The sequence below is a fragment of the Pseudomonas sp. KBN12P06040 genome, from assembly GCF_037574965.1.
Classification (GTDB): domain Bacteria; phylum Pseudomonadota; class Gammaproteobacteria; order Pseudomonadales; family Pseudomonadaceae; genus Pseudomonas; species Pseudomonas aeruginosa.
The window spans coordinates 1-16,724 of sequence record NZ_JBBELS010000003.1 but is presented as its reverse complement, the minus strand read 5'-3'; the positions used below and the strand labels follow the sequence as shown (position 1 = coordinate 16,724).

The 16,724-nt window shown below is 59.4% G+C and carries 20 protein-coding genes and 1 pseudogene; 20 read left to right on the top strand and 1 reads right to left on the bottom strand.

The genetic code is table 11. The features are described from left to right. Positions 1 to 23 precede the first annotated feature (23 nt). Entirely contained in the window at positions 24 to 371 is a 348-nt protein-coding gene (locus VQ067_RS33265; RefSeq protein ID WP_023131924.1) for a helix-turn-helix domain-containing protein, read from the bottom strand. 267 nt (positions 372 to 638) lie between these two features. Here VQ067_RS33265 and VQ067_RS33260 point away from each other — a divergent pair, with 267 nt between their 5' ends. The 20 genes and pseudogenes from VQ067_RS33260 to VQ067_RS33165 form a co-directional block, all read left to right on the top strand. After that, positions 639 to 1,145, top strand: a complete 507-nt coding sequence (locus VQ067_RS33260) for a transcription termination/antitermination NusG family protein (protein WP_031667928.1) — start codon at positions 639 to 641, stop codon at positions 1,143 to 1,145. A 90-nt stretch (positions 1,146 to 1,235) separates the two neighbouring features. Continuing rightward, positions 1,236 to 1,448 carry a hypothetical protein gene (locus tag VQ067_RS33255; protein ID WP_235195427.1) on the top strand — a complete coding sequence of 71 codons (213 nt, stop codon included), beginning with the start codon at positions 1,236 to 1,238 and terminating at the stop codon, positions 1,446 to 1,448. Beyond that, positions 1,449 to 2,156: a lytic transglycosylase domain-containing protein gene (locus tag VQ067_RS33250; protein ID WP_124176496.1), complete on the top strand. Its 708-nt coding sequence runs from the start codon at positions 1,449 to 1,451 to the stop codon at positions 2,154 to 2,156. Beyond that, complete coding sequence (locus VQ067_RS33245) at positions 2,137 to 2,475, top strand: type IV secretion system protein VirB2 (protein WP_126071751.1); 339 nt, start codon at positions 2,137 to 2,139, stop codon at positions 2,473 to 2,475. Before VQ067_RS33250 ends, VQ067_RS33245 begins: the two co-directional genes overlap by 20 nt. Positions 2,476 to 2,485: 10 nt before the next feature. Continuing rightward, positions 2,486 to 2,884: a VirB3 family type IV secretion system protein gene (locus VQ067_RS33240; RefSeq protein WP_033951607.1), complete on the top strand. Its 399-nt coding sequence runs from the start codon at positions 2,486 to 2,488 to the stop codon at positions 2,882 to 2,884. Beyond that, complete coding sequence (locus tag VQ067_RS33235; protein ID WP_412060797.1) at positions 2,811 to 5,273, top strand: VirB4 family type IV secretion system protein; 2,463 nt, start codon at positions 2,811 to 2,813, stop codon at positions 5,271 to 5,273. The genes VQ067_RS33240 and VQ067_RS33235 overlap by 74 nt, the downstream gene beginning before the upstream one ends. 2 nt (positions 5,274 to 5,275) lie before the next feature. Further along, positions 5,276 to 5,503 carry a hypothetical protein gene (locus VQ067_RS33230; protein ID WP_033951589.1) on the top strand — a complete coding sequence of 76 codons (228 nt, stop codon included), beginning with the start codon at positions 5,276 to 5,278 and terminating at the stop codon, positions 5,501 to 5,503. A 23-nt stretch (positions 5,504 to 5,526) separates the two neighbouring features. Next, positions 5,527 to 6,195: a P-type DNA transfer protein VirB5 gene (gene virB5, locus VQ067_RS33225; protein ID WP_033949718.1), complete on the top strand. Its 669-nt coding sequence runs from the start codon at positions 5,527 to 5,529 to the stop codon at positions 6,193 to 6,195. A gap of 9 nt (positions 6,196 to 6,204) precedes the next feature. Then, on the top strand, positions 6,205 to 6,549 hold the full coding sequence (locus tag VQ067_RS33220; protein ID WP_124120339.1) for a hypothetical protein: 345 nt from the start codon (positions 6,205 to 6,207) through the stop codon (positions 6,547 to 6,549). A gap of 2 nt (positions 6,550 to 6,551) precedes the next feature. Continuing rightward, complete coding sequence (locus tag VQ067_RS33215; protein ID WP_052150347.1) at positions 6,552 to 7,517, top strand: type IV secretion system protein; 966 nt, start codon at positions 6,552 to 6,554, stop codon at positions 7,515 to 7,517. Positions 7,518 to 7,848: 331 nt separating this feature from the next. Then, positions 7,849 to 8,664: a virB8 family protein gene (locus tag VQ067_RS33210; protein WP_003142959.1), complete on the top strand. Its 816-nt coding sequence runs from the start codon at positions 7,849 to 7,851 to the stop codon at positions 8,662 to 8,664. A gap of 89 nt (positions 8,665 to 8,753) precedes the next feature. Next, positions 8,754 to 9,482 (top strand): TrbG/VirB9 family P-type conjugative transfer protein, encoded by a 729-nt coding sequence (locus VQ067_RS33205; protein WP_235195430.1) that lies wholly within the window; start codon positions 8,754 to 8,756, stop codon positions 9,480 to 9,482. Further along, positions 9,466 to 9,771, top strand: a complete 306-nt coding sequence (locus VQ067_RS33200; protein ID WP_126071750.1) for a hypothetical protein — start codon at positions 9,466 to 9,468, stop codon at positions 9,769 to 9,771. The genes VQ067_RS33205 and VQ067_RS33200 overlap by 17 nt, the downstream gene beginning before the upstream one ends. After that, the gene (locus VQ067_RS33195; RefSeq protein WP_121295125.1) at positions 9,755 to 10,063 is read left to right on the top strand and encodes a hypothetical protein; all 309 of its coding nucleotides are present in this window, start codon (positions 9,755 to 9,757) and stop codon (positions 10,061 to 10,063) included. The genes VQ067_RS33200 and VQ067_RS33195 overlap by 17 nt, the downstream gene beginning before the upstream one ends. Further along, positions 10,047 to 11,393 (top strand): TrbI/VirB10 family protein, encoded by a 1,347-nt coding sequence (locus VQ067_RS33190; protein ID WP_126071749.1) that lies wholly within the window; start codon positions 10,047 to 10,049, stop codon positions 11,391 to 11,393. The genes VQ067_RS33195 and VQ067_RS33190 overlap by 17 nt, the downstream gene beginning before the upstream one ends. A gap of 262 nt (positions 11,394 to 11,655) precedes the next feature. Continuing rightward, complete coding sequence (virB11, locus tag VQ067_RS33185; RefSeq protein WP_126071769.1) at positions 11,656 to 12,699, top strand: P-type DNA transfer ATPase VirB11; 1,044 nt, start codon at positions 11,656 to 11,658, stop codon at positions 12,697 to 12,699. Between the two features lie 2 nt (positions 12,700 to 12,701). Next, positions 12,702 to 13,046, top strand: a complete 345-nt coding sequence (locus VQ067_RS33180) for a hypothetical protein (RefSeq protein ID WP_033949710.1) — start codon at positions 12,702 to 12,704, stop codon at positions 13,044 to 13,046. 66 nt (positions 13,047 to 13,112) lie between these two features. After that, positions 13,113 to 13,748 carry a DUF6012 family protein gene (locus VQ067_RS33175; RefSeq protein ID WP_033980993.1) on the top strand — a complete coding sequence of 212 codons (636 nt, stop codon included), beginning with the start codon at positions 13,113 to 13,115 and terminating at the stop codon, positions 13,746 to 13,748. Then, positions 13,741 to 15,354: a type IV secretory system conjugative DNA transfer family protein gene (locus tag VQ067_RS33170; protein ID WP_235195426.1), complete on the top strand. Its 1,614-nt coding sequence runs from the start codon at positions 13,741 to 13,743 to the stop codon at positions 15,352 to 15,354. Before VQ067_RS33175 ends, VQ067_RS33170 begins: the two co-directional genes overlap by 8 nt. A 66-nt stretch (positions 15,355 to 15,420) precedes the next feature. Continuing rightward, positions 15,421 to 16,724: pseudogene (locus tag VQ067_RS33165) on the top strand (hypothetical protein); the annotation flags it as partial.

Here is a 16,724-nt window from a genome sequence, read left to right as displayed (position 1 = left end):
TCCAGATCGGCCGCTTGGCTGGCCTAGGATTTTTTCCTGTCCAAGAGGAAAGAGTCGGCCAGGCGGTTGAGCTGTTCCAGGGCAGTGGTGGATTCGATTTTGAGCGCTTTCTCGGCCAGATCCCGGCGGAGGGCGATGAGGCGTTCCCTGTCGAGGTCCTGGTCAACGGGAAGGAGTTCACCTGGGGTTACGTTCAGGGCACGAGCGATCTTGAGGAGCTGTTCAACGCTCGGGGTGCTGACGCCACGTTCGTAGCGGCTGACGGATACCGAGTCCGTTTCAACAACCGATGCTAGCTCGTCTTGGGTGAGAGAGCGGGCTGTTCTGAACGCTTTTATCTTGGCCCCGATAGATTTTCGGAGGGTATCCATGATCTCTCCAGAAAATCCAAGGATTTCATTAGATTAGGCTACCTAGAAAGGGTGATCAGCCTAAATTAGGCTGTCGTGTTTACTTTTGGCGAAATTTCTCTATCATTCCCACTAGCAAAACTCTCTTGCATCGAGAGTTCGAGCGAATGTAACCTTTAGAAACACTGTATGCATATACAGTGTTTCGGCTCCAGAATGCCGTACCAGATTCGCCCCCCAGACGGGTCGGGTTTTGGAGGAGCGTGCCCGAAAAGGGAGGATTTTAGAGTGCGCAATTGGTACCTGATGACCCATAACCGCAATGCGCTGGAGTGGGTTACGAGCAAGGTGGAGGCTCTGGATGTTGAGCTGTACGCACCAACGCGGACGGAGCTTCGTCGCAGGGTAGATCGCCCCTCCCAGCGCAAGACGACGCGACAGCTCTTTCCCGGCTATCTGTTCCTTCGCTTCGACCCTGAAGTGGTCCACACAACGACGATCACGGATATAGCCGGTGTGCAAGGGTTCGTTCGGTTTGGTGGTGCGCCTTATGTGATTTCGGACTCAGTGATTGAAACATTGAAGGAAACACTGCTGCTTCGCACAGATAAGGGGCTCGATGTAGTCGAGTACAGAAATCTGCCATCCGAGTTCGAAAAGTCGCTTCGACTAATTGTGCTGATGCAAGATGATGAGCGCCGTAAGGTTGCTTTTTATGCGTTGCTTCAGCAGCAAGATTTGTGGCGACGCTTGGAAAGTAAGAAGCAGTCACGCCTTTGTAGTGCAATCGCCTAGCTCTCATCGGCGTTTCCAATAAACCCATCGCAGAACCGGTCGTTAGGCATAACAGCCTTTCGGCTGGTTTTGCTATTTCAAGGAGAGTCTATGGAAATTCCAAAAGTGAGAACCGGAAAGAAGACGGTAAACGTCTATGTTGGCAATGAGCGATTTGAAACGCTTCTGCAACTCGCAATCGATGTAAGCCAGGAAAGTCGGGTGCAGATCACCCCCTCGCAATTTGTGCAATGGATGATCGATCGACTCTCGAAGCAGGCTGCGCAAGAAATGCTGCAAGAGCTGATTAAAAAGGAGATTTAAATGCTTACTACCAGTGCCTTCATGGCGCTGGCCCTGCAATGTGCTCCTGCTGTCCATCCCTCCACGCTGTATCCCGTCGTTAAAGCCGAATCCGCCCTCAATCCTTACGCCATCGGTGTGAAGGACGGTGCTTTGTCGCGTCAGCCGCAAAGCCTTGCGGAGGCCTTGGCGGCGGTGAAAAAGCTGGTGGAAGAGGGCAAGAGCTTCGCTGTGGGGCTGGGCCAGGTCCATCGGCAGCATTTCGATGCCAGCGATCCCCGGCAGGTGGCCGAAATGTTCGAGCCTTGCCACAACCTGAAACGCTCTGCTGAGGAACTGCGCCGCTGCTATGGCCAGGCGCGACCGGTCAGCAGCTCAGACCAGGAAGCCATCCGCAAGGCCTACAGCTGCTACTACAGCGGCAACTTCACCACCGGCTTCCGGCCCGAGCCCGAATTTGGCGGAACGAGCCATGTTCAGCGGGTTCTGGCCAACGCGGATCTACCAGCGTACGTCCCGGCGCTTCAGGCACAACCTCCAGCTGCGCCAACCCTTCCGGCCGGAACGGCAAATGTTCCCGTCGCCCCCCAGCCGACTTACCAGAGCTGGGATGTGCTTCGGCAGTACCCCCGTTATGACCCGCCGGCGGCAAGTCAGCCGCAGGCACAACCACAACCCCTGGAAGACCAGGATCGAGAGGTAAAGAGCGATGCAAAAACTGAAGAGTAAGTCCCGCGAGATGTTGCAGCGGCTGGCGGTATTCCTGGCCGTCTACACGCCATACATGGCGATGGCCGACGAGTGGGATCAGAAGCTGGTGACGCTGGGCAGAAATATCCGCCTGGGGATGTTCGCCGTGGGTGGCAGCATCGCCCTGATCTGCCTGCTGTGGGTCGGCATTGGCTGGATGTCATCCAGGGCCGCGGGCGACCACAGCACTACGTTCATGGACTACGTGAAGCAAGTAGGTGTGTTGGGCGTAGTGGGTGGGGTTTTGCTCCTCGGGGCGTGGGCCTGGGCGTTCTTTGGCGGCGGCACGATTGCGTGAGGGCTGGCCGATGAACGATGAGGAACTGCTGTTCCCAAGTTACAACGCCATGAGCCGCCCGGCGACGTTCCTGGGTGTGCCGATCCTGCCCTTCGTAGGAATTGCGGTCGCGTTGTTGGTGGTCGGCACAATCGGTTTCCTGCTGTTTCCGTGGTGGGGGGCGTTGCTGTTGGCCTCGCCCCTGTTCCTGGCCTTGGTCGGCTTTTCCGTGGTGAGTTCATTCGACGCCCGCTACATGCGCCGAATCGTCTACGCCATGCGTCGTTTTTCCTTGAACCTGAGATACGGCCGCGGGGTGTGCCTGACGCCGATCAATCCCCTTTGGAGTGTGTTCTATGGCAAGCGTTTCGCACAACGTCGTCATGCCGGCGGAAGCTTTGGCGCCGCTGATGAAATATCACGTGCATGAGCACATGGTGACCCTGACGGGAAACCGTCTGCTGAGCTTGATCCGGCTCAAGGGCGTTTCTCACGAAACCCGTGACAAGGCCGACCTGGACCAACTGTTCCACCGGCTCAACCGCTACTTCTTCACGCTCGGCAAGAAAGAAGGCAAAAGCTTGATGCTCCAGACGTACGTCACCAAGAGCCAGTTAGAGCTGGACGGTGAGTACCAGCTCGATCTACCGGTGCTGCAGGAGTTCGTCGACGCCTACGTGCGTCCGTTCAAACAGGGCAGCTACCGGGAGGTGAGCTACCACCTGGCGGTGATCTTGAAGTACCGCGATCTGGACGACGGTATCCGGCGCATGCAGGACCTGTTGATCACCTCGATCAGTATGCTCAAGCGCTTCGAACCCGTTCTGCTGGGAGTGGAGGAGACGGAGACAGGGGCGTTCTACTCGCAGATCGGGCGCTTCTACAGCCTGCTGTTCAATGGCCGTGAGCAAGCGGTCCGGTTGTCCGATACGCGCCTGGGCGAGGCGATCATCGATAGCGTGACCAGCTTCGGCGCCTATGACTTCGTCGAGAACCGCCCGAACCACGGTGGCCGGCGGTTCGCTACTACCTACGACCTGCGCGACTACCCCAGCGAGGGCAGCCGGCCGGGGATGTGGGACGAGGCGATTGAGCAGCCGCTGGACTTCACCCTGGTACAGGCGTTCATGTTCGAGGAGCGCAACGAGATCAAGCGCAACTTCAAGAAACAGATAGCGGACCTGGCCTCGGTAGAGGGTGAGTCGAAGCAGACCGACGAGCTGGATGATGCGGCGAGCGAAATCGCGCAGGGCATCAAGAGCTTTGGGCGCTACCACGCTTCGCTGATCGTCTACGGCGATACGCCGGACGAGGCGATCACGAACGGTTCGAAGATGGAGTCGTTATTCAGCGCGAAGGACGCGACGTTCGTACGGTCGACCCTGAGCAACGTGTACACATGGTACACCCAGTTCCCCGGGGTGACGCAGGCCATGTACCCGATGATGAAATCCACCGAGAACCTGGCCTGCGGGTTTTCCCTGCATGCCACTCCCAGCGGCAAGGCACGCGGCAACCCGATTGGCGACGGCTCCGCCTTGGTGCCGATGCGCACGCTCAGCGACGGGATGTTCCTGCTCAACGCCCACGACAGCCCGCCAGGCCAGAACAACCTGGGCGAGAAATTGCCTGGACACCTCGCGGTGACGGGCATGACGGGCGCTGGCAAGACCACTCTGGAGGCGGTCTTGTTGACCTTCTTCAGCCGATGGAAGCCGATGCTGTTCGGCATCGACTACAACCACTCTCTGGAGAACCTGCTACGGGCCCTAGGCACGCAGTACTTCGCTATCGATCCGGGAGTGTCGACCGGGTTGAACCCGTTCCAGCTCCAGGACACGCCGCAGTTGCGGCAATTTCTGCTCGATGTGGTGATCACCTGCGCCGGTGGGATGAAGAAGGAAGACGGTAGCGGCGGGCTGGTGGATGAGGTCGAGGAACGGGAGATCCAGGCATCGATCGATGCGGTGATGGCCCACTCGACGGTTGAACACCGAGGTATGTCCCTGTTGCTCCAGAACATCACCCCCAGGGGGGGAAACTGCCTGCACACGCGTCTGTCGCGTTGGTGTCGACTGCGTGCCGATGGCGGTCGGGAAGGGAGCTGCGCATGGGTGCTGGACTCGCCGCGGAACCTGTTCGATCCCACTGCCTACCAACGCCTTGCGTTCGACTGCACGCACATCCTGAAAAAGGAGTATGTCAGCAGGCACCCGGCTGAAATGGAGGTGCTCTTGAAGACCTTGTTCTTCATGAAGCGGCTGATGCACCAGACCCAGCCGGGCAGCCTCTTGCTGAACTTCGTCGCGGAGTACTGGGCGCCGCTTTCCTTCGAGAGCACGGCGGAGCTGATCAAGGAGGTGCTGAAGGCGGGCAGGCTGCGGGGAGAGATCCTGATGATGGATACCCAGTCGCCGGAAGATGCGTTAGCAACGCCGTATGCGCCGGCAGTCGTGCAGCAGGTGGTGACCTCGATCTGGTTGGCCAACGACAAGGCCACGGCCGAGAGCTACGCGAAGTTCGGTATCGAGGGACGGCTGTTCGAGGCGGTCGCCGAGCAGGACCGGTACGACCGCCAGGCAGTGGTTGTACAGGGGCCCCGGTCGGTGCGTCTGAAGATGGACCTTTCCACGCATACCGAGGTGCGGGACGAGCTGAAGTACTGGCTGCCGCTGCTGTCCACGACGACGGAGAACGCGGCCGTGGCCGCTCGGATCCGTGCCGAGCTGGGAACAGACGATCCCGCAGTGTGGGTGAAGCCGTTCCTGGACGAGATGCAGCGGCAGTCCCTGGTGACTGAAGGCGAGGGGGGAGGGTAGCGATGGCTAGCTACTTCGAGTACCCCGCTGAAGAGCAGGGCCGCCCGGTTCCGGTTCTGTTGAGTCTGCGTGAACTCAAGGCCTTGGAACTCGCTCTGGACGGTGACCCTATCGTCGAGTCCAGTCCCTGGAAAGAAGTGCTGACGGCGGCAACGCAACGGCTCATAGACGCGCTGATTGATCGGCGCATTGAGCTGGACCGGACGGTGAAGAGCCGTCTGGACTTCTGAAACATATCTGCAGGAAAAAGACGATGAAAAAGACCTTACTGGCGGCGGCGCTGGCCGCTGTGACGGTAACGGCTGCGCCGTTGATACAGGCCAGCGGTATCCCGACCTTAGATGCGGCCACGGTGTTGCAGCTGGGGATGAATGCCAAACAGCAGGCTGAAGAGGCGTTGAAGGCCCTCAACGAGGCTAAGCGCGGGATCGAGCAAGCCAGGCAGCAATATGAGCATTACAAGTCGCTCATCAATGGCAACGACAAGCTGGGCGGATTTCTAAACGACCCGACGTTGAACCAGGTACTGCCCCTGGGCGACTGGGCCGATGTGTACAGCAGCGCTCGCGATATGGCTAGTTTGCGGAACCGCTACGGTCTGGTATCAAGCGACAGCCGGGTGCAGGCCCAGTTCGACAAGCTGCTGGCCGTGACCGATGCCCTGGAACGCAACTACAAGGCCAGCAACCGGCGGGTGGAGAACGCGGCCCGGTTGCGGGAGCAGTTGGACCAGGTGCAGACGCCACAGCAGAAACAGGACCTGGAGCTGCGCTACCAGCAAGAGTTCCTGGAGCTACAGAACCAGCAGATGCGCCTGGCGAATATGAAAGTGCTCACGGAGCAGAAAGAACGCATCGAGAGCGACAAACGAGCACAAGAGGTCATGGATTACCTTAACGGTAAAAGACCTCTACCTAAGTGAGGATTTGCGATGAAGAAGAAAGCAAAAATTCAAGTGGTAGTAACCGCGTTGCTGGCTACTGCGTTGACCGGATGTTTTGAGCCGTCTGGAAAGAGCTTTGAAGGGGCATGGATTGATGTTGAAAGGAACAGTTTTGTTAAGCCGGCTCTTCTGGATATTACTTGTGACAAAGGGTTTTGTGAAGTTCAGAAAACCATATGGTACCCGTTCAATAGCAAGTACTCGAAGCCTGAGATATCTAATGCCCGGATTGAAAACGAAAACCTTCTTGTCTGGGAGGGTAATGGGGGGAGCGCTAAGTTTAAGGATGGGAAAATTTACTGGAATTCGGATGTTTATGAACGGAGAGAGTAGGTATGGATGAAGATGGAAACATCAAGGTAGAGTTCACCAAGAACCTCTACACGTTCATCGACTCCGCTCTACAAAGCATGATCATGGTCGGAATGGCCAAGGTCATGCTGGTCATGGGGGCGGTTTTTGGGACATTTTGGTTGGTTCACCTGATGATGCGCGCCATTCGCTGGCTTTGGACGGGGCTCGATGTGCCGTTTCAAGAAGTTACGATGGAATTCATCAAAATAGCCTTTTTGATTTCGATTGCGTTCAGCGTTGCAACATACTGGAACTGGGTAGTGCCCGTGGTTCAAGGACTTCCTTTGTGGATGGCGCAGACGTTATCAGGAGGGGACGGGAGGTTCACAAACCAGGTCGATCAGCTCATTAGTGGCTTTTTTAGCTCTGTAATGAACTTGGTGAAGGCTTTTAAGTTTAATCCGATAAGCAACTTCTCAGAAACCTTCTTTTCAGGGCTTGGGATTTTTTACATGCTCCTGGGAGGAATTCCGTTCTTATTGGTCGCAGTCGGAACCCTGGTTACATTAAAAGCCAGCACCACAGTGATCTTGGTAGTAGGACCGCTGTTCATTGCCTTTGCAATCTTCCCTCAGACCCGACAATGGTTTTGGGGGTGGGTAGGCGTATTGGGTGGTTTTATGCTGGCTCAGGTTCTGTTCTCGGTGATCCTCGGCTTGCAGATGAGGTTCATCAACGAGATCGTTGTCCATGACGGTAATATCCCGAGCGACCTGACAGGGGCCCTTTCCATCCTGTTCTACTTTTCAGCATTTACAGCTATTGCACTGGAGATCCCAAACTACGCGGCCACCATCATGGCAGGGGCGCCGACCTCAGCGGGTGGAGGGCTTGGTGGTCTAGTCAAACGTGGATTGGGTCTGCACCCGGCGATGCGGATGGCTAAAGGAGTAGCAGGGGCTGGGCGCAGACTTCTGTCGAGGGCCCGAGGAAACAGAATCAGCTGATAACCAAGACGCTGGCGGTCAATCTGAATTCAATGCCAGCTCCAACCGCGCACTTCCTTCAAACCGGCGTTCTGCCGGGTGATTTCTGAGCCGGATCGGCTCACTCAGACGCACAGAAAACAGGTGAATGACATGACCAAGCTCTTTTGGGGCGGGCTGCTTTGTGCTGCCTGCCTGTCGGGGTGCAGCTCGCCCCCTGAACTTTCCCAGCCAACGGGATCGTGGGTGGACCTGAATCCACCGGCGGTGAAGGCAAAAGCACAGACAAGCAAGCCCGCGACTACCCCGCCGGCGGCACGGGTTTCGACACTGGAAGGCTCGGGAGGTCGAGATGTTAAAGGGGCGCAGTAAGCAACGTTTCAAGGCGCTGGCCGAGCGCGAACAACAGTTGGAGGCTCAGCCGTTGGTGGGGGAGGCCTCACGCGAAGCGAGCCTGGCTCTGAAAGCGTACACAGACGCGGCACGCTGGTTCGAAAGCTCGGTGGCCAAGCAGGAGCGGAGCAAGGCGAGGACCTGGCGGGCGATCGCAATCGTGTTCGGCCTGCTGGCCTTCATGGCGGTGGGCGCGGTGCTGGGGTTGACGCCGCTGAAGACAGTGGAGGCTTTCCTGGTACGGGTCGACAACAACACCGGGTTCACCGACGTTGTGCCGGTGATGAAAGACCGAACTGGCGGCGGCGATGAGCAGGACACACAAGATGAGTTCTGGCTGGCTACCTATGTGCGTTTCCGCGAAAGCTACAGCTTCGCCGGCGCCGACGTGAACTACGGCATGGTCCGGCTGCTGTCGTACTCGGGAGCGTTCGCCGAGTACCGGAACTTCCAGTTGTCGAGTAAGGGGTACACCCAGGTGCTGGGGGATAACCGGCAGCTGCGCGTGGACATCAACAATATCGTGTTCCTGGATGCCGATGGCTCGCTGCCCGGCAGCACGAAGAAGTTCCGAACCGCCCAGGTTCGCTTCACCAAGACCGTCCTCGATCGCAACGGTGTGCCGGTCCTCGGCATGGCTCCTGTGACATGGCTGGGCACGATCAGTTTCGACTACGGCAACGCGCCGAAGACCCGCAAACAGCGCTGGCTGAACCCCTTGGGCTTTGGCGTGGCGGCGTATTCGGTGGCACAGGAAGTTGGAGGTTCGCAATGAAGCAGAGCCAGAAGCTGAAGCCGCTGTGTGCGGCATTGATCCTCGGGGCATGGGTCAGCCTCGCCGCGGTGCCGTCTGGCGCCGAGGTAATGGGTGGAGGGTCTCCTTTCGACGCGCGTATCCAGACCGCGCTGTACTCGCCGGAAAACGTCTACCGAGTGCAGTCGGTAGTGGGACGGTCCTCGCTCATCCAGCTCGGGCAGGGCGAGACCGTCAACGGTGACACTGGTCTGATCGTCAGTGGAGATCCCGGCGCCTGGACCATCGGTGTGAACCAGGCGGGCAATCTGGTGGCGATCAAGCCTATGTCTGACCAGGACCCGGACACCAACCTGATCATCAACACCAACCGCCGCGTGTACGTCTTGGAACTGCGCCTGGCCCAGCGCGTGGCGGACATGACGTACCTGCTGCGCTTTCGCTACCCGGAACCACCGAAGAAGCCCACCGCCGGCCGCAACCTCAACGCCGACCCTTGCGCGGGCACGTTCCAGAACCGTCGCTACCAGAAGCGCGGCGACATGGAGCTGTCTCCTTCGGAAGCCTGGGACAACGGCATGCTGACGTGCTTCCGCTTCAGCACGGCCATGCCACGGCCAGTGGTCTATCGCGTCCTGCCGGACGGAACCGAAACCCTGGCGAACTGGCACCAGGTACACAACATCGTCGTCGTCCACGGGATCAGCGACGAATACCGCTTCCGACTGAACCGGCAGGTACTGGCTGTGCGGACGCGGCACCAGGGCGGCGGTTTCTACAACTACGACGGCACCACCACGGGGCAGGTGCGGGAGGTGAAACATGCAACCGAGCAATAAGGGGCTTAATGCCGATGACTGGGTGATGATCACATTCGTCATGGCTATCGCACACATGTTCTTCGTGGGGTTCTTCATTGCTGGGTTCGTCAACTGGGCCCAGTTGGATCGTGAGCCCGCCACCATTGCCTGGATGACGGTAGTGCTAGCGGACTTGGTAATTATCGCCGCGGTGTTTCTGGCTGGGTTTATGAGGGCGCTGATCCTACTCGGATGCGTGGCGTACCGCTGGAAGAAACAGGGGCGCGCCCCGCAACAGCCGGAGGTGAGCCGTGAAACCGAGCATTGAAGATTTCAAAAAATGGGAATCGCAATTAAGGCCCGTTGCGTGGGTTTTGTCCGGTCTCAGCTTTGCCTTGGCTCTGTGGCTTTCCTTGTCCATTGTCGAGGACATGGCGGCATTGCTAAGCCCAGGTGGTGAGGGCTGGTGGCAAGCCGGGGCGGTCTTGTGGTCGATAGTCGCTACCGCTTTGGTGGTCTTCCCGGTGCTGTTCGGTGGCAGCGAGATCGACCGACTGATCGCGGAGGTGAAGAAGGACGAAGCGGCAAGGAAGGGGGAAGAGAATGACCTCGAACACTGAAACGCTCGATCCGAAAGACCACCAGACCGACGACCAGGTGCAGGGGGCTGATGCAGCGGCAGAAGCGTCGACTCAGGCGCGCGGGGCATTCGACCTGCGCAAGGGCAAGATCAAGCGTGAGGGGCGGAGCGGTCTCTACGTGGGGATCGGAGTGCTCGTTCTTGTAGTGGTGGCGATTATTGTTGCCGGCTGGATGTGGGTTATCTCGGAAATGCGTTCAGACACCAGCGATATCGACGAGAGCCAGGTCAAGGCTGATGCAACGCTGGAAGTCCAGGAACAGGACGATGCCACGATGCAGCGGATCAAAGAGCAGAAGCTCCGGGAAATGGAAGAGGCGCAACGGAGGGCCGCCGCGGAGGCTGAAGCGGCAAGGACACCGGCGCCGGAGGCACCGGCAGAGCACGTTGAGCGCGGTAGCGCCTCTGCTACTCCGGCTGGTTCGACGACCACGGCCAGCAATCAAGATGTACCGCCGAGCCCTCTGGAACGGAAGCTCGCGGGTGGGGTTGTGGTGCAAGCCCAGGTTGCCAGTGGCTCGGCCTACAACGCCTCCTCGACCACCGGATCCAACTCAGGTGCAGGACGACCAGCAGCGGGCGCCGGCACGCCACCGACAGCCTTGGACCTGATGGGACAAGGGCAAGCCGACTCAGGAAGCGGTGGCGTGGCTTTGGATACGGATACGAACAGTGGACGGGCACGCCTGGACCAATTGGGCGGTACTACCTTCGTTCCGAGCAAAGCTGTCCTGGCTCCGCCGGGCAAGTACTTGGTGCGGCACAACACGTACACCAGTTGCGTGCTGTACACAGAGATCGTCACGGACAACCCGAGCCTGATCGAATGCCGACTCACAGAGCCGTTGTATTCGGCGGATGGGTCCACGGTGATCGCTGAAGCCGGGGACCGGCTGACCGGAGAGCAGCGCACCGAGGTTCGGCCCGGCCAAACCCGGGTGTTCACTGCCTGGACCGAGCTGGAAACCGCCTCTGGAGTACGCGCACGACTGGACAGCTTGGGGGCTGGGCCGATGGGGGCCAGCGGCACCGAGGCCTACATCGACAAGCACCTGGCCGACCGCTTCATGGGCGCGGTGATGTTGTCGGTGTTCAAGGATGGCATGCAGATCCTGGTCAACCGCTCGCAGAAGAACAACTCCGATGGCTACACGGTGAACAACACCGAAAGCAGCGTCGAGAACATGGCTGATCGGGCGCTGGAGAACAGCATCAACATTCCGCCAACGGCCTACATCCTGCCGGGCACGGTCATGACCGTAGTGGTTGCCCGCGATATCGACTTTTCCACGGTCTTCGAGAACCGTTAAGGAGTGGCATATGAGCTTCGAGTTCAACCCGAACTGGCCTACCCGCACTGATCCTGTCTTTGTAGTTCGGATGCTGGAACAGGCAACCGGAAATAGCCTTAGCGCCGATCAGAAATCTGCCGTTTGTGCCGTATTGGTTGGCCTGCCGGTAGGTGCCAGCATGCGGGATTTTGTTGCAGCCATGAAAACCAAGGACGCCGAGGTCCTCCGTATCACACCGGAACAGTCCACCGTCCTTGAGCCAATTTTCGGAGCTATTCAGATGTGGAAAGAGAGAAAGCCTCAGCACACTGGTGATGAACTGGACGGGGCGACCCTGGCGCGCGATTTCCTGAACAAGGCCGGCATCAGTGAGCGGCTGGACAGGCCTGGCGTCAGTGAAGTGGCGATCAACCGTCCCGGCGAGATCTGGACCGAGGGTGTAGACGGGTGGCAACGCGAAGAGGCGCCGTGGCTGACGTTTGACCTCTGCCGCCAGGTCGCGAACGCCTTGGCGGCCTACAGCCACCGCCATCTTTCGGCGGAGACGCCTATCCACACCGTCGAGCTACCGAACGGCGAGCGCTGCCAGATCGTGATGCCTCCTGCATGCGAGAAGGGCACGATATCGCTCACGGTGCGCAAGCCATCACTCGACCGATTCAGCCTGCAGGACTACATCGACAGCGGCCGGTTCGACCAGGCGCAGTCGGTGGCGACTTCGACTGTCGAGCTTGCGGACTGGCAACGTGAGTTGAAGGAACTGCACGCGGCCGGGGCCTGGAGCGAGTTCTTTGCCCTGGCGATACAGCACCGGCTGAACATCATCATCTTCGGCGGCCCCGGGTCGGGAAAGACCACCCTCGGCAAAGCCCTGATGGACCTGTTCCCCCGTGACCGGCGGTTGATCACCATTGAGGAGATCAACGAGATGAAGTTGCCGTTCCACGCCAACCACGTCCACCTGCTGTACGGGGCGACGGTGACGGCCAAGGAGCTGGTGGCGAGCTGTCTGCGGATGAAGCCCGACCACTTGTTCTTGGCCGAGCTGACGGGCGATGAAGCCTGGCACTTCATGGAGATCCTCAACACCGGCAACCCCGGCACTGTAACCACGGCGCACGCCAACGACAGCGTGTCGGGCTATGCCCGGGTCGGAGGCCTGGTGAAGCAGTCCGTGGTCGGCCAGGGCCTGGACATGGCCTATATCGAACGCCAAGTGCGGATCAGCTTCGACGTCGTGGTCTACATGGAACGGACCCACATCCTTGAAGTGCATTACGAGCCGGAGGCCAAACTGGCCCTGCTCAACCAAGGGAGGGCCTGATCGTGTGGTGGAAGGTGGTGCTGCTGGTCCTGGTCCTGATGCTGCTGTTCTTCATCGGCGGGCTGTATGCCGGTGGTGCACTGTTCCTCTGGCTGACCGATGCGAACCCAGGGGATGTGGGGCTCACCACGTTATTCGTGGCTTCGAAGATGCCCCTGTCCGATCCTCGACTGCTCTATGTGCCGTGGTCCTGGTGCGTAACGGCAGCGCTGACGTTCCTGCCGGTAGGGGTCACGTTGCTGGCCTTCATGAGCCGCTTTTCAACGAAACAGTCGTTGCACGGCGACGCGCGGTTCGCCAACGAACGCGAGCTGCGCCTGTTCGAGTACCGCGGCGAGTACCAGTAGGCGCCTGCAGGCGCTTCACAACTTCGTCTTTTCCCGCTTGCCGGGATCCTCCTTCGGAGAAAAATCATGCTGATTCACATCGCTCCTAGGCTCTTAGTGCCTAGGTCCTTCCCTTCTGCCTGCGATTTAGTTGACGTGCAGGTGAAAGAGTTCGGTCTACTGCTTGCCGGTGGGCACGACGTAGTGGCCCGCCAGCCATTTCCCAATAAGCGCTACTACGTGGCTTGCCGGAACAAAGGCCGTAAGGCAACGAACGGGTTGCTGATCGACGTGCCGGGCCAGGTGCCGTACTTCACTGTCATCACCCGCTGGAAGATCGCCGGCGAGATTGTTGTGCAGCATCGGGTGGAATACGTCGTGCTCGATGATGAGTTCGATGCGGTCACGGACTACCCCGTGTTGTGGAACGGGTTGTGCTTCGAGATGGGTGACTTCCCGAACCGTGTCACCGACGTGCTGTTGCAGCAAGCAAAGGAGCGAGGTTGTCCTCTTGGGTTGTCTTACCCTCGGGCGACCTTCGATCCACCGTCGTTCGACGACAGGACCCGCAGGCCTGTGTCGCCGGTCGAAATTTGCGAGCAGTTCCGCATGCCGACTATCGAACCCGGTCGGCTGCTGCCTCGGGATAACGATATCCAGAGTCGCTTGCCGTCGCGGGAGTTGGCTTTCGTCGTGAGGGCCGAGGAGGTCAACTATGGCTAGCGCGGCAGGGGTGCCACAGTACAGTCCTTCCCGGCCGCAGCGGCGAATCACTCAGTATCCCCCGCTGTTGCTCGGCAAGCATCCGCGCAAAGACGCGTTCCTGGCGACCTACGGGCAGACGTTCGTCATGCTTGCCGCTCCCCCAGGGAGCGGCAAGGGTGTGGGGATCGTCATTCCGAACTTGCTCAGCTACCCGGATTCGGTCGTGGTTAACGATCCGAAGTTCGAGAACTGGGATACGACGGCGGGCTTCCGCGCAGCGATGGGGCAGAAAGTTTTCCGATTCTCACCGGAACGTCTGGAGACCCACCGTTGGAACCCGCTGTCGGGCCTGCGCCGGGATCCGCTGTACCGGTTGGGGGACATTCGCAGCCTGGCCAGCGTGCTGTTCGTGTCGGACAACCCGAAAAACCAAGAGTGGTACAACAAGGCCGCGAACGTGTTCGGCGCCCTGGTGCTGTACCTGATGGAAACGCCAGAGCTGCCCTGCACTCTGCCGCAGCTCTACGAGCTGGCTTCGTTGGGGACCGGCCTGGGGCAGTGGGCGCAGCAAGTCATCAGCGATCGATCCGACGGGGAAAACGCGCTTTCAGAGGAATGCCGGCGTGAGCTGTACAGCGTCTATGTCGCCTCGCAGAACAAGTCCTCGGGCTGGTCGACTACGAGCGACATTGTGCGCGACGTGCTGGCCATATACGGCGAGAAGACGGTTGCGTGGGCTCTTTCGGGCGATGACATCGACTTCTCCAAGCCCCGGGAAGAGAAGACCAGCGTCTATTTCTGCGTGACGAGTAACGCGCTGAAGAAATTCGCGCCGCTGATGAACCTGTTCTTCTCGCAAGCGATCAACGAGAACTCAAAGGTGTTACCCGAGCAGGGCGGGCACTGTGCCGATGGTTCGCTGCGCTTGAAGCACCAGCTGCTGTTCTTGATCGATGAAATCGCCGTGATGGGGCGGATGGAGGTCATGGAAACAGCGCCGGCGCTGATGCGTGGTGCAGGTCTGCGCTTCTTGATCATCTTTCAGAGCAAAGACCAGCTCCGGGCCGAACGTACATACGGCCGCGAGGGGGGCGACGGGATCATGAAGGCGTTCCACGCCGAGATCGTCTATACGCCGAACGATATCGAACTCGCTACCGAGTACAGCAAGCGGCTGGGCAACACCACTGTTCGAGTCGCGAATGATTCAGTGAACTACGGCGACAAGCGCACCAGAGGGCGCAGCTACAGCGAGCAAGCCCGCCCGCTCATGCTGCCGCAGGAAGTCAACGAGCTGCCATATGACGAGGAACTGATCTTCATCGGGGCGACGAAGGAACACCCGTCGCTGAGCATTCGGGCCCGAAAAATTTTCTGGTACGAAGAGCCGGTGTTCCAGGAACGGGCCAACATGCTCCCGCCAGCGCTGCCGACAGCAGACTTGGAGAAACTCAAGAGCATCACCGTTCCGGTCCGGATCGAGGAGAAGACAGCCGCAGTGGTGGCACCGCATGACGCACAGATAAAAGCGGAACAACAGAAACGAACTTCCAAAAGCGCGAAACAGAAACCAACTTCCAAAAACGTAAAACAGAAACGAACTTCCAAAAACGCGCAGCAGTAAGCGCACACCATCGCAGTTCGCAAGGGCTGTATCAGCAACACACTTATTTGAAAGGAAAAACTAACTATGTGCAGGCGCGTTAATCGTGCGGCGGCACTCTATTGCCGTTCGAAAAAACACTTCATCACGGGCGTCGCCCTGATGGTTACCGCAACAGGCGTGGCTCACGCTGCAAATACGGTTGACTCCAGGTTCACCAACACCATTGTCACTGGCGACGGGAACAGCGTAACCGGCAACCGCGATACCCACTTTTCGGGCGCGACCTCGGCCAATGACCAGGTGATCGTTGGTAACCACAACACCCTGAACAACACTATGTCGTCGGAGATCATTGGCAACTACAACACCGTCACCAACAGCGATATCGCAGTTAAAGGCGAGAGCAACACAGTCTCTAACGCATATGGCCAACTGGTCGGGGACTCGAACAAGATCGATGCGGCGAACGGGACAACAACGGTTATTGGCTCCAGCAACAACGTCACCGGGCAGAGCAACACGGCTGTTGGCAACGGTCATACGATGACGGGCCGGGGATCCGTTGCGATCGGTGAGGCAACCACGACGACGGCCAGCAACAGCGTCACCCTCGGCACAGGGTCTAGCAACAACCGGGACAACACCGTATCTGTCGGCGCCGCCGGCGCCGAACGACAGATCACCAACGTTGCCGGAGGATCCGCGCGGACCGATGCATCGAATCTCGGCCAGGTCCAGGACGGTGACGCCGCGACCCTGGCCGCGGCGAAGGGCTACACCGACACCCAGGTGAGCGCAGAGGCGCAGAAGCGGGCAGACGAGGATAACCGGGTTCTCAGCACGGCCACGAACCACACGAACCAGGCTGTCGCCAACGAAGCGCAAACACGCGGACAAGAGGACGCACGCGTCCTCGGCGAGGCGATCGATCATGCGAATCAGCAAGTGGCGGCCGAGGCTCAAGCCCGCCACGCCGGCGATGCTGCAACCTTGGCGAGCGCGAACAACCACACTGACAGCGCGATCAAGACTGAAGCGAAAGCCCGGGAAGATGGTGACGCGACGACGCTGAAAACTGCCCAGGACCACACCAACAGCCGTGTTGACGCCGAGGCTCAGGCGCGGGCGGATGGCGACGCTGCGACATTGGCCAGCGCGAAGGACCACACCAACAGCCGTGTCGACGCCGAGGCCCAGGCACGGGCGGAAGGTGACGCCGCGACGTTGGCCAGCGCGAAGGACCACACCAACCAGCGCGTCGACGCCGAGGCCCAGGCGCGTGCGGATGGCGACGCCGCGACGTTGGCCAGCGCGAAGGACCACACCAACCAGCGCGTCGACGCCGAGGCCCAGGCGCGTGCGGATGGCGACGCCGCGACGTTGGCCAG

Bases quoted from the DNA above. Each gene is read 5' to 3' on its own strand.
- VQ067_RS33265 (WP_023131924.1), bottom strand. From the start codon at position 371: ATGGATACCCTCCGAAAATCTATCGGGGCCAAGATAAAAGCGTTCAGA.
- VQ067_RS33255 (WP_235195427.1), top strand. From the start codon at position 1,236: ATGGAAATTCCAAAAGTGAGAACCGGAAAGAAGACGGTAAACGTCTAT.
- VQ067_RS33250 (WP_124176496.1), top strand. From the start codon at position 1,449: ATGCTTACTACCAGTGCCTTCATGGCGCTGGCCCTGCAATGTGCTCCT.
- VQ067_RS33245 (WP_126071751.1), top strand. From the start codon at position 2,137: ATGCAAAAACTGAAGAGTAAGTCCCGCGAGATGTTGCAGCGGCTGGCG.
- VQ067_RS33240 (WP_033951607.1), top strand. From the start codon at position 2,486: ATGAACGATGAGGAACTGCTGTTCCCAAGTTACAACGCCATGAGCCGC.
- VQ067_RS33235 (WP_412060797.1), top strand. From the start codon at position 2,811: ATGGCAAGCGTTTCGCACAACGTCGTCATGCCGGCGGAAGCTTTGGCG.
- VQ067_RS33230 (WP_033951589.1), top strand. From the start codon at position 5,276: ATGGCTAGCTACTTCGAGTACCCCGCTGAAGAGCAGGGCCGCCCGGTT.
- virB5 (WP_033949718.1), top strand. From the start codon at position 5,527: ATGAAAAAGACCTTACTGGCGGCGGCGCTGGCCGCTGTGACGGTAACG.
- VQ067_RS33220 (WP_124120339.1), top strand. From the start codon at position 6,205: ATGAAGAAGAAAGCAAAAATTCAAGTGGTAGTAACCGCGTTGCTGGCT.
- VQ067_RS33215 (WP_052150347.1), top strand. From the start codon at position 6,552: ATGGATGAAGATGGAAACATCAAGGTAGAGTTCACCAAGAACCTCTAC.
- VQ067_RS33210 (WP_003142959.1), top strand. From the start codon at position 7,849: ATGTTAAAGGGGCGCAGTAAGCAACGTTTCAAGGCGCTGGCCGAGCGC.
- VQ067_RS33205 (WP_235195430.1), top strand. From the start codon at position 8,754: ATGGGTGGAGGGTCTCCTTTCGACGCGCGTATCCAGACCGCGCTGTAC.
- VQ067_RS33200 (WP_126071750.1), top strand. From the start codon at position 9,466: ATGCAACCGAGCAATAAGGGGCTTAATGCCGATGACTGGGTGATGATC.
- VQ067_RS33190 (WP_126071749.1), top strand. From the start codon at position 10,047: ATGACCTCGAACACTGAAACGCTCGATCCGAAAGACCACCAGACCGAC.
- virB11 (WP_126071769.1), top strand. From the start codon at position 11,656: ATGTGGAAAGAGAGAAAGCCTCAGCACACTGGTGATGAACTGGACGGG.
- VQ067_RS33175 (WP_033980993.1), top strand. From the start codon at position 13,113: ATGCTGATTCACATCGCTCCTAGGCTCTTAGTGCCTAGGTCCTTCCCT.
- VQ067_RS33170 (WP_235195426.1), top strand. From the start codon at position 13,741: ATGGCTAGCGCGGCAGGGGTGCCACAGTACAGTCCTTCCCGGCCGCAG.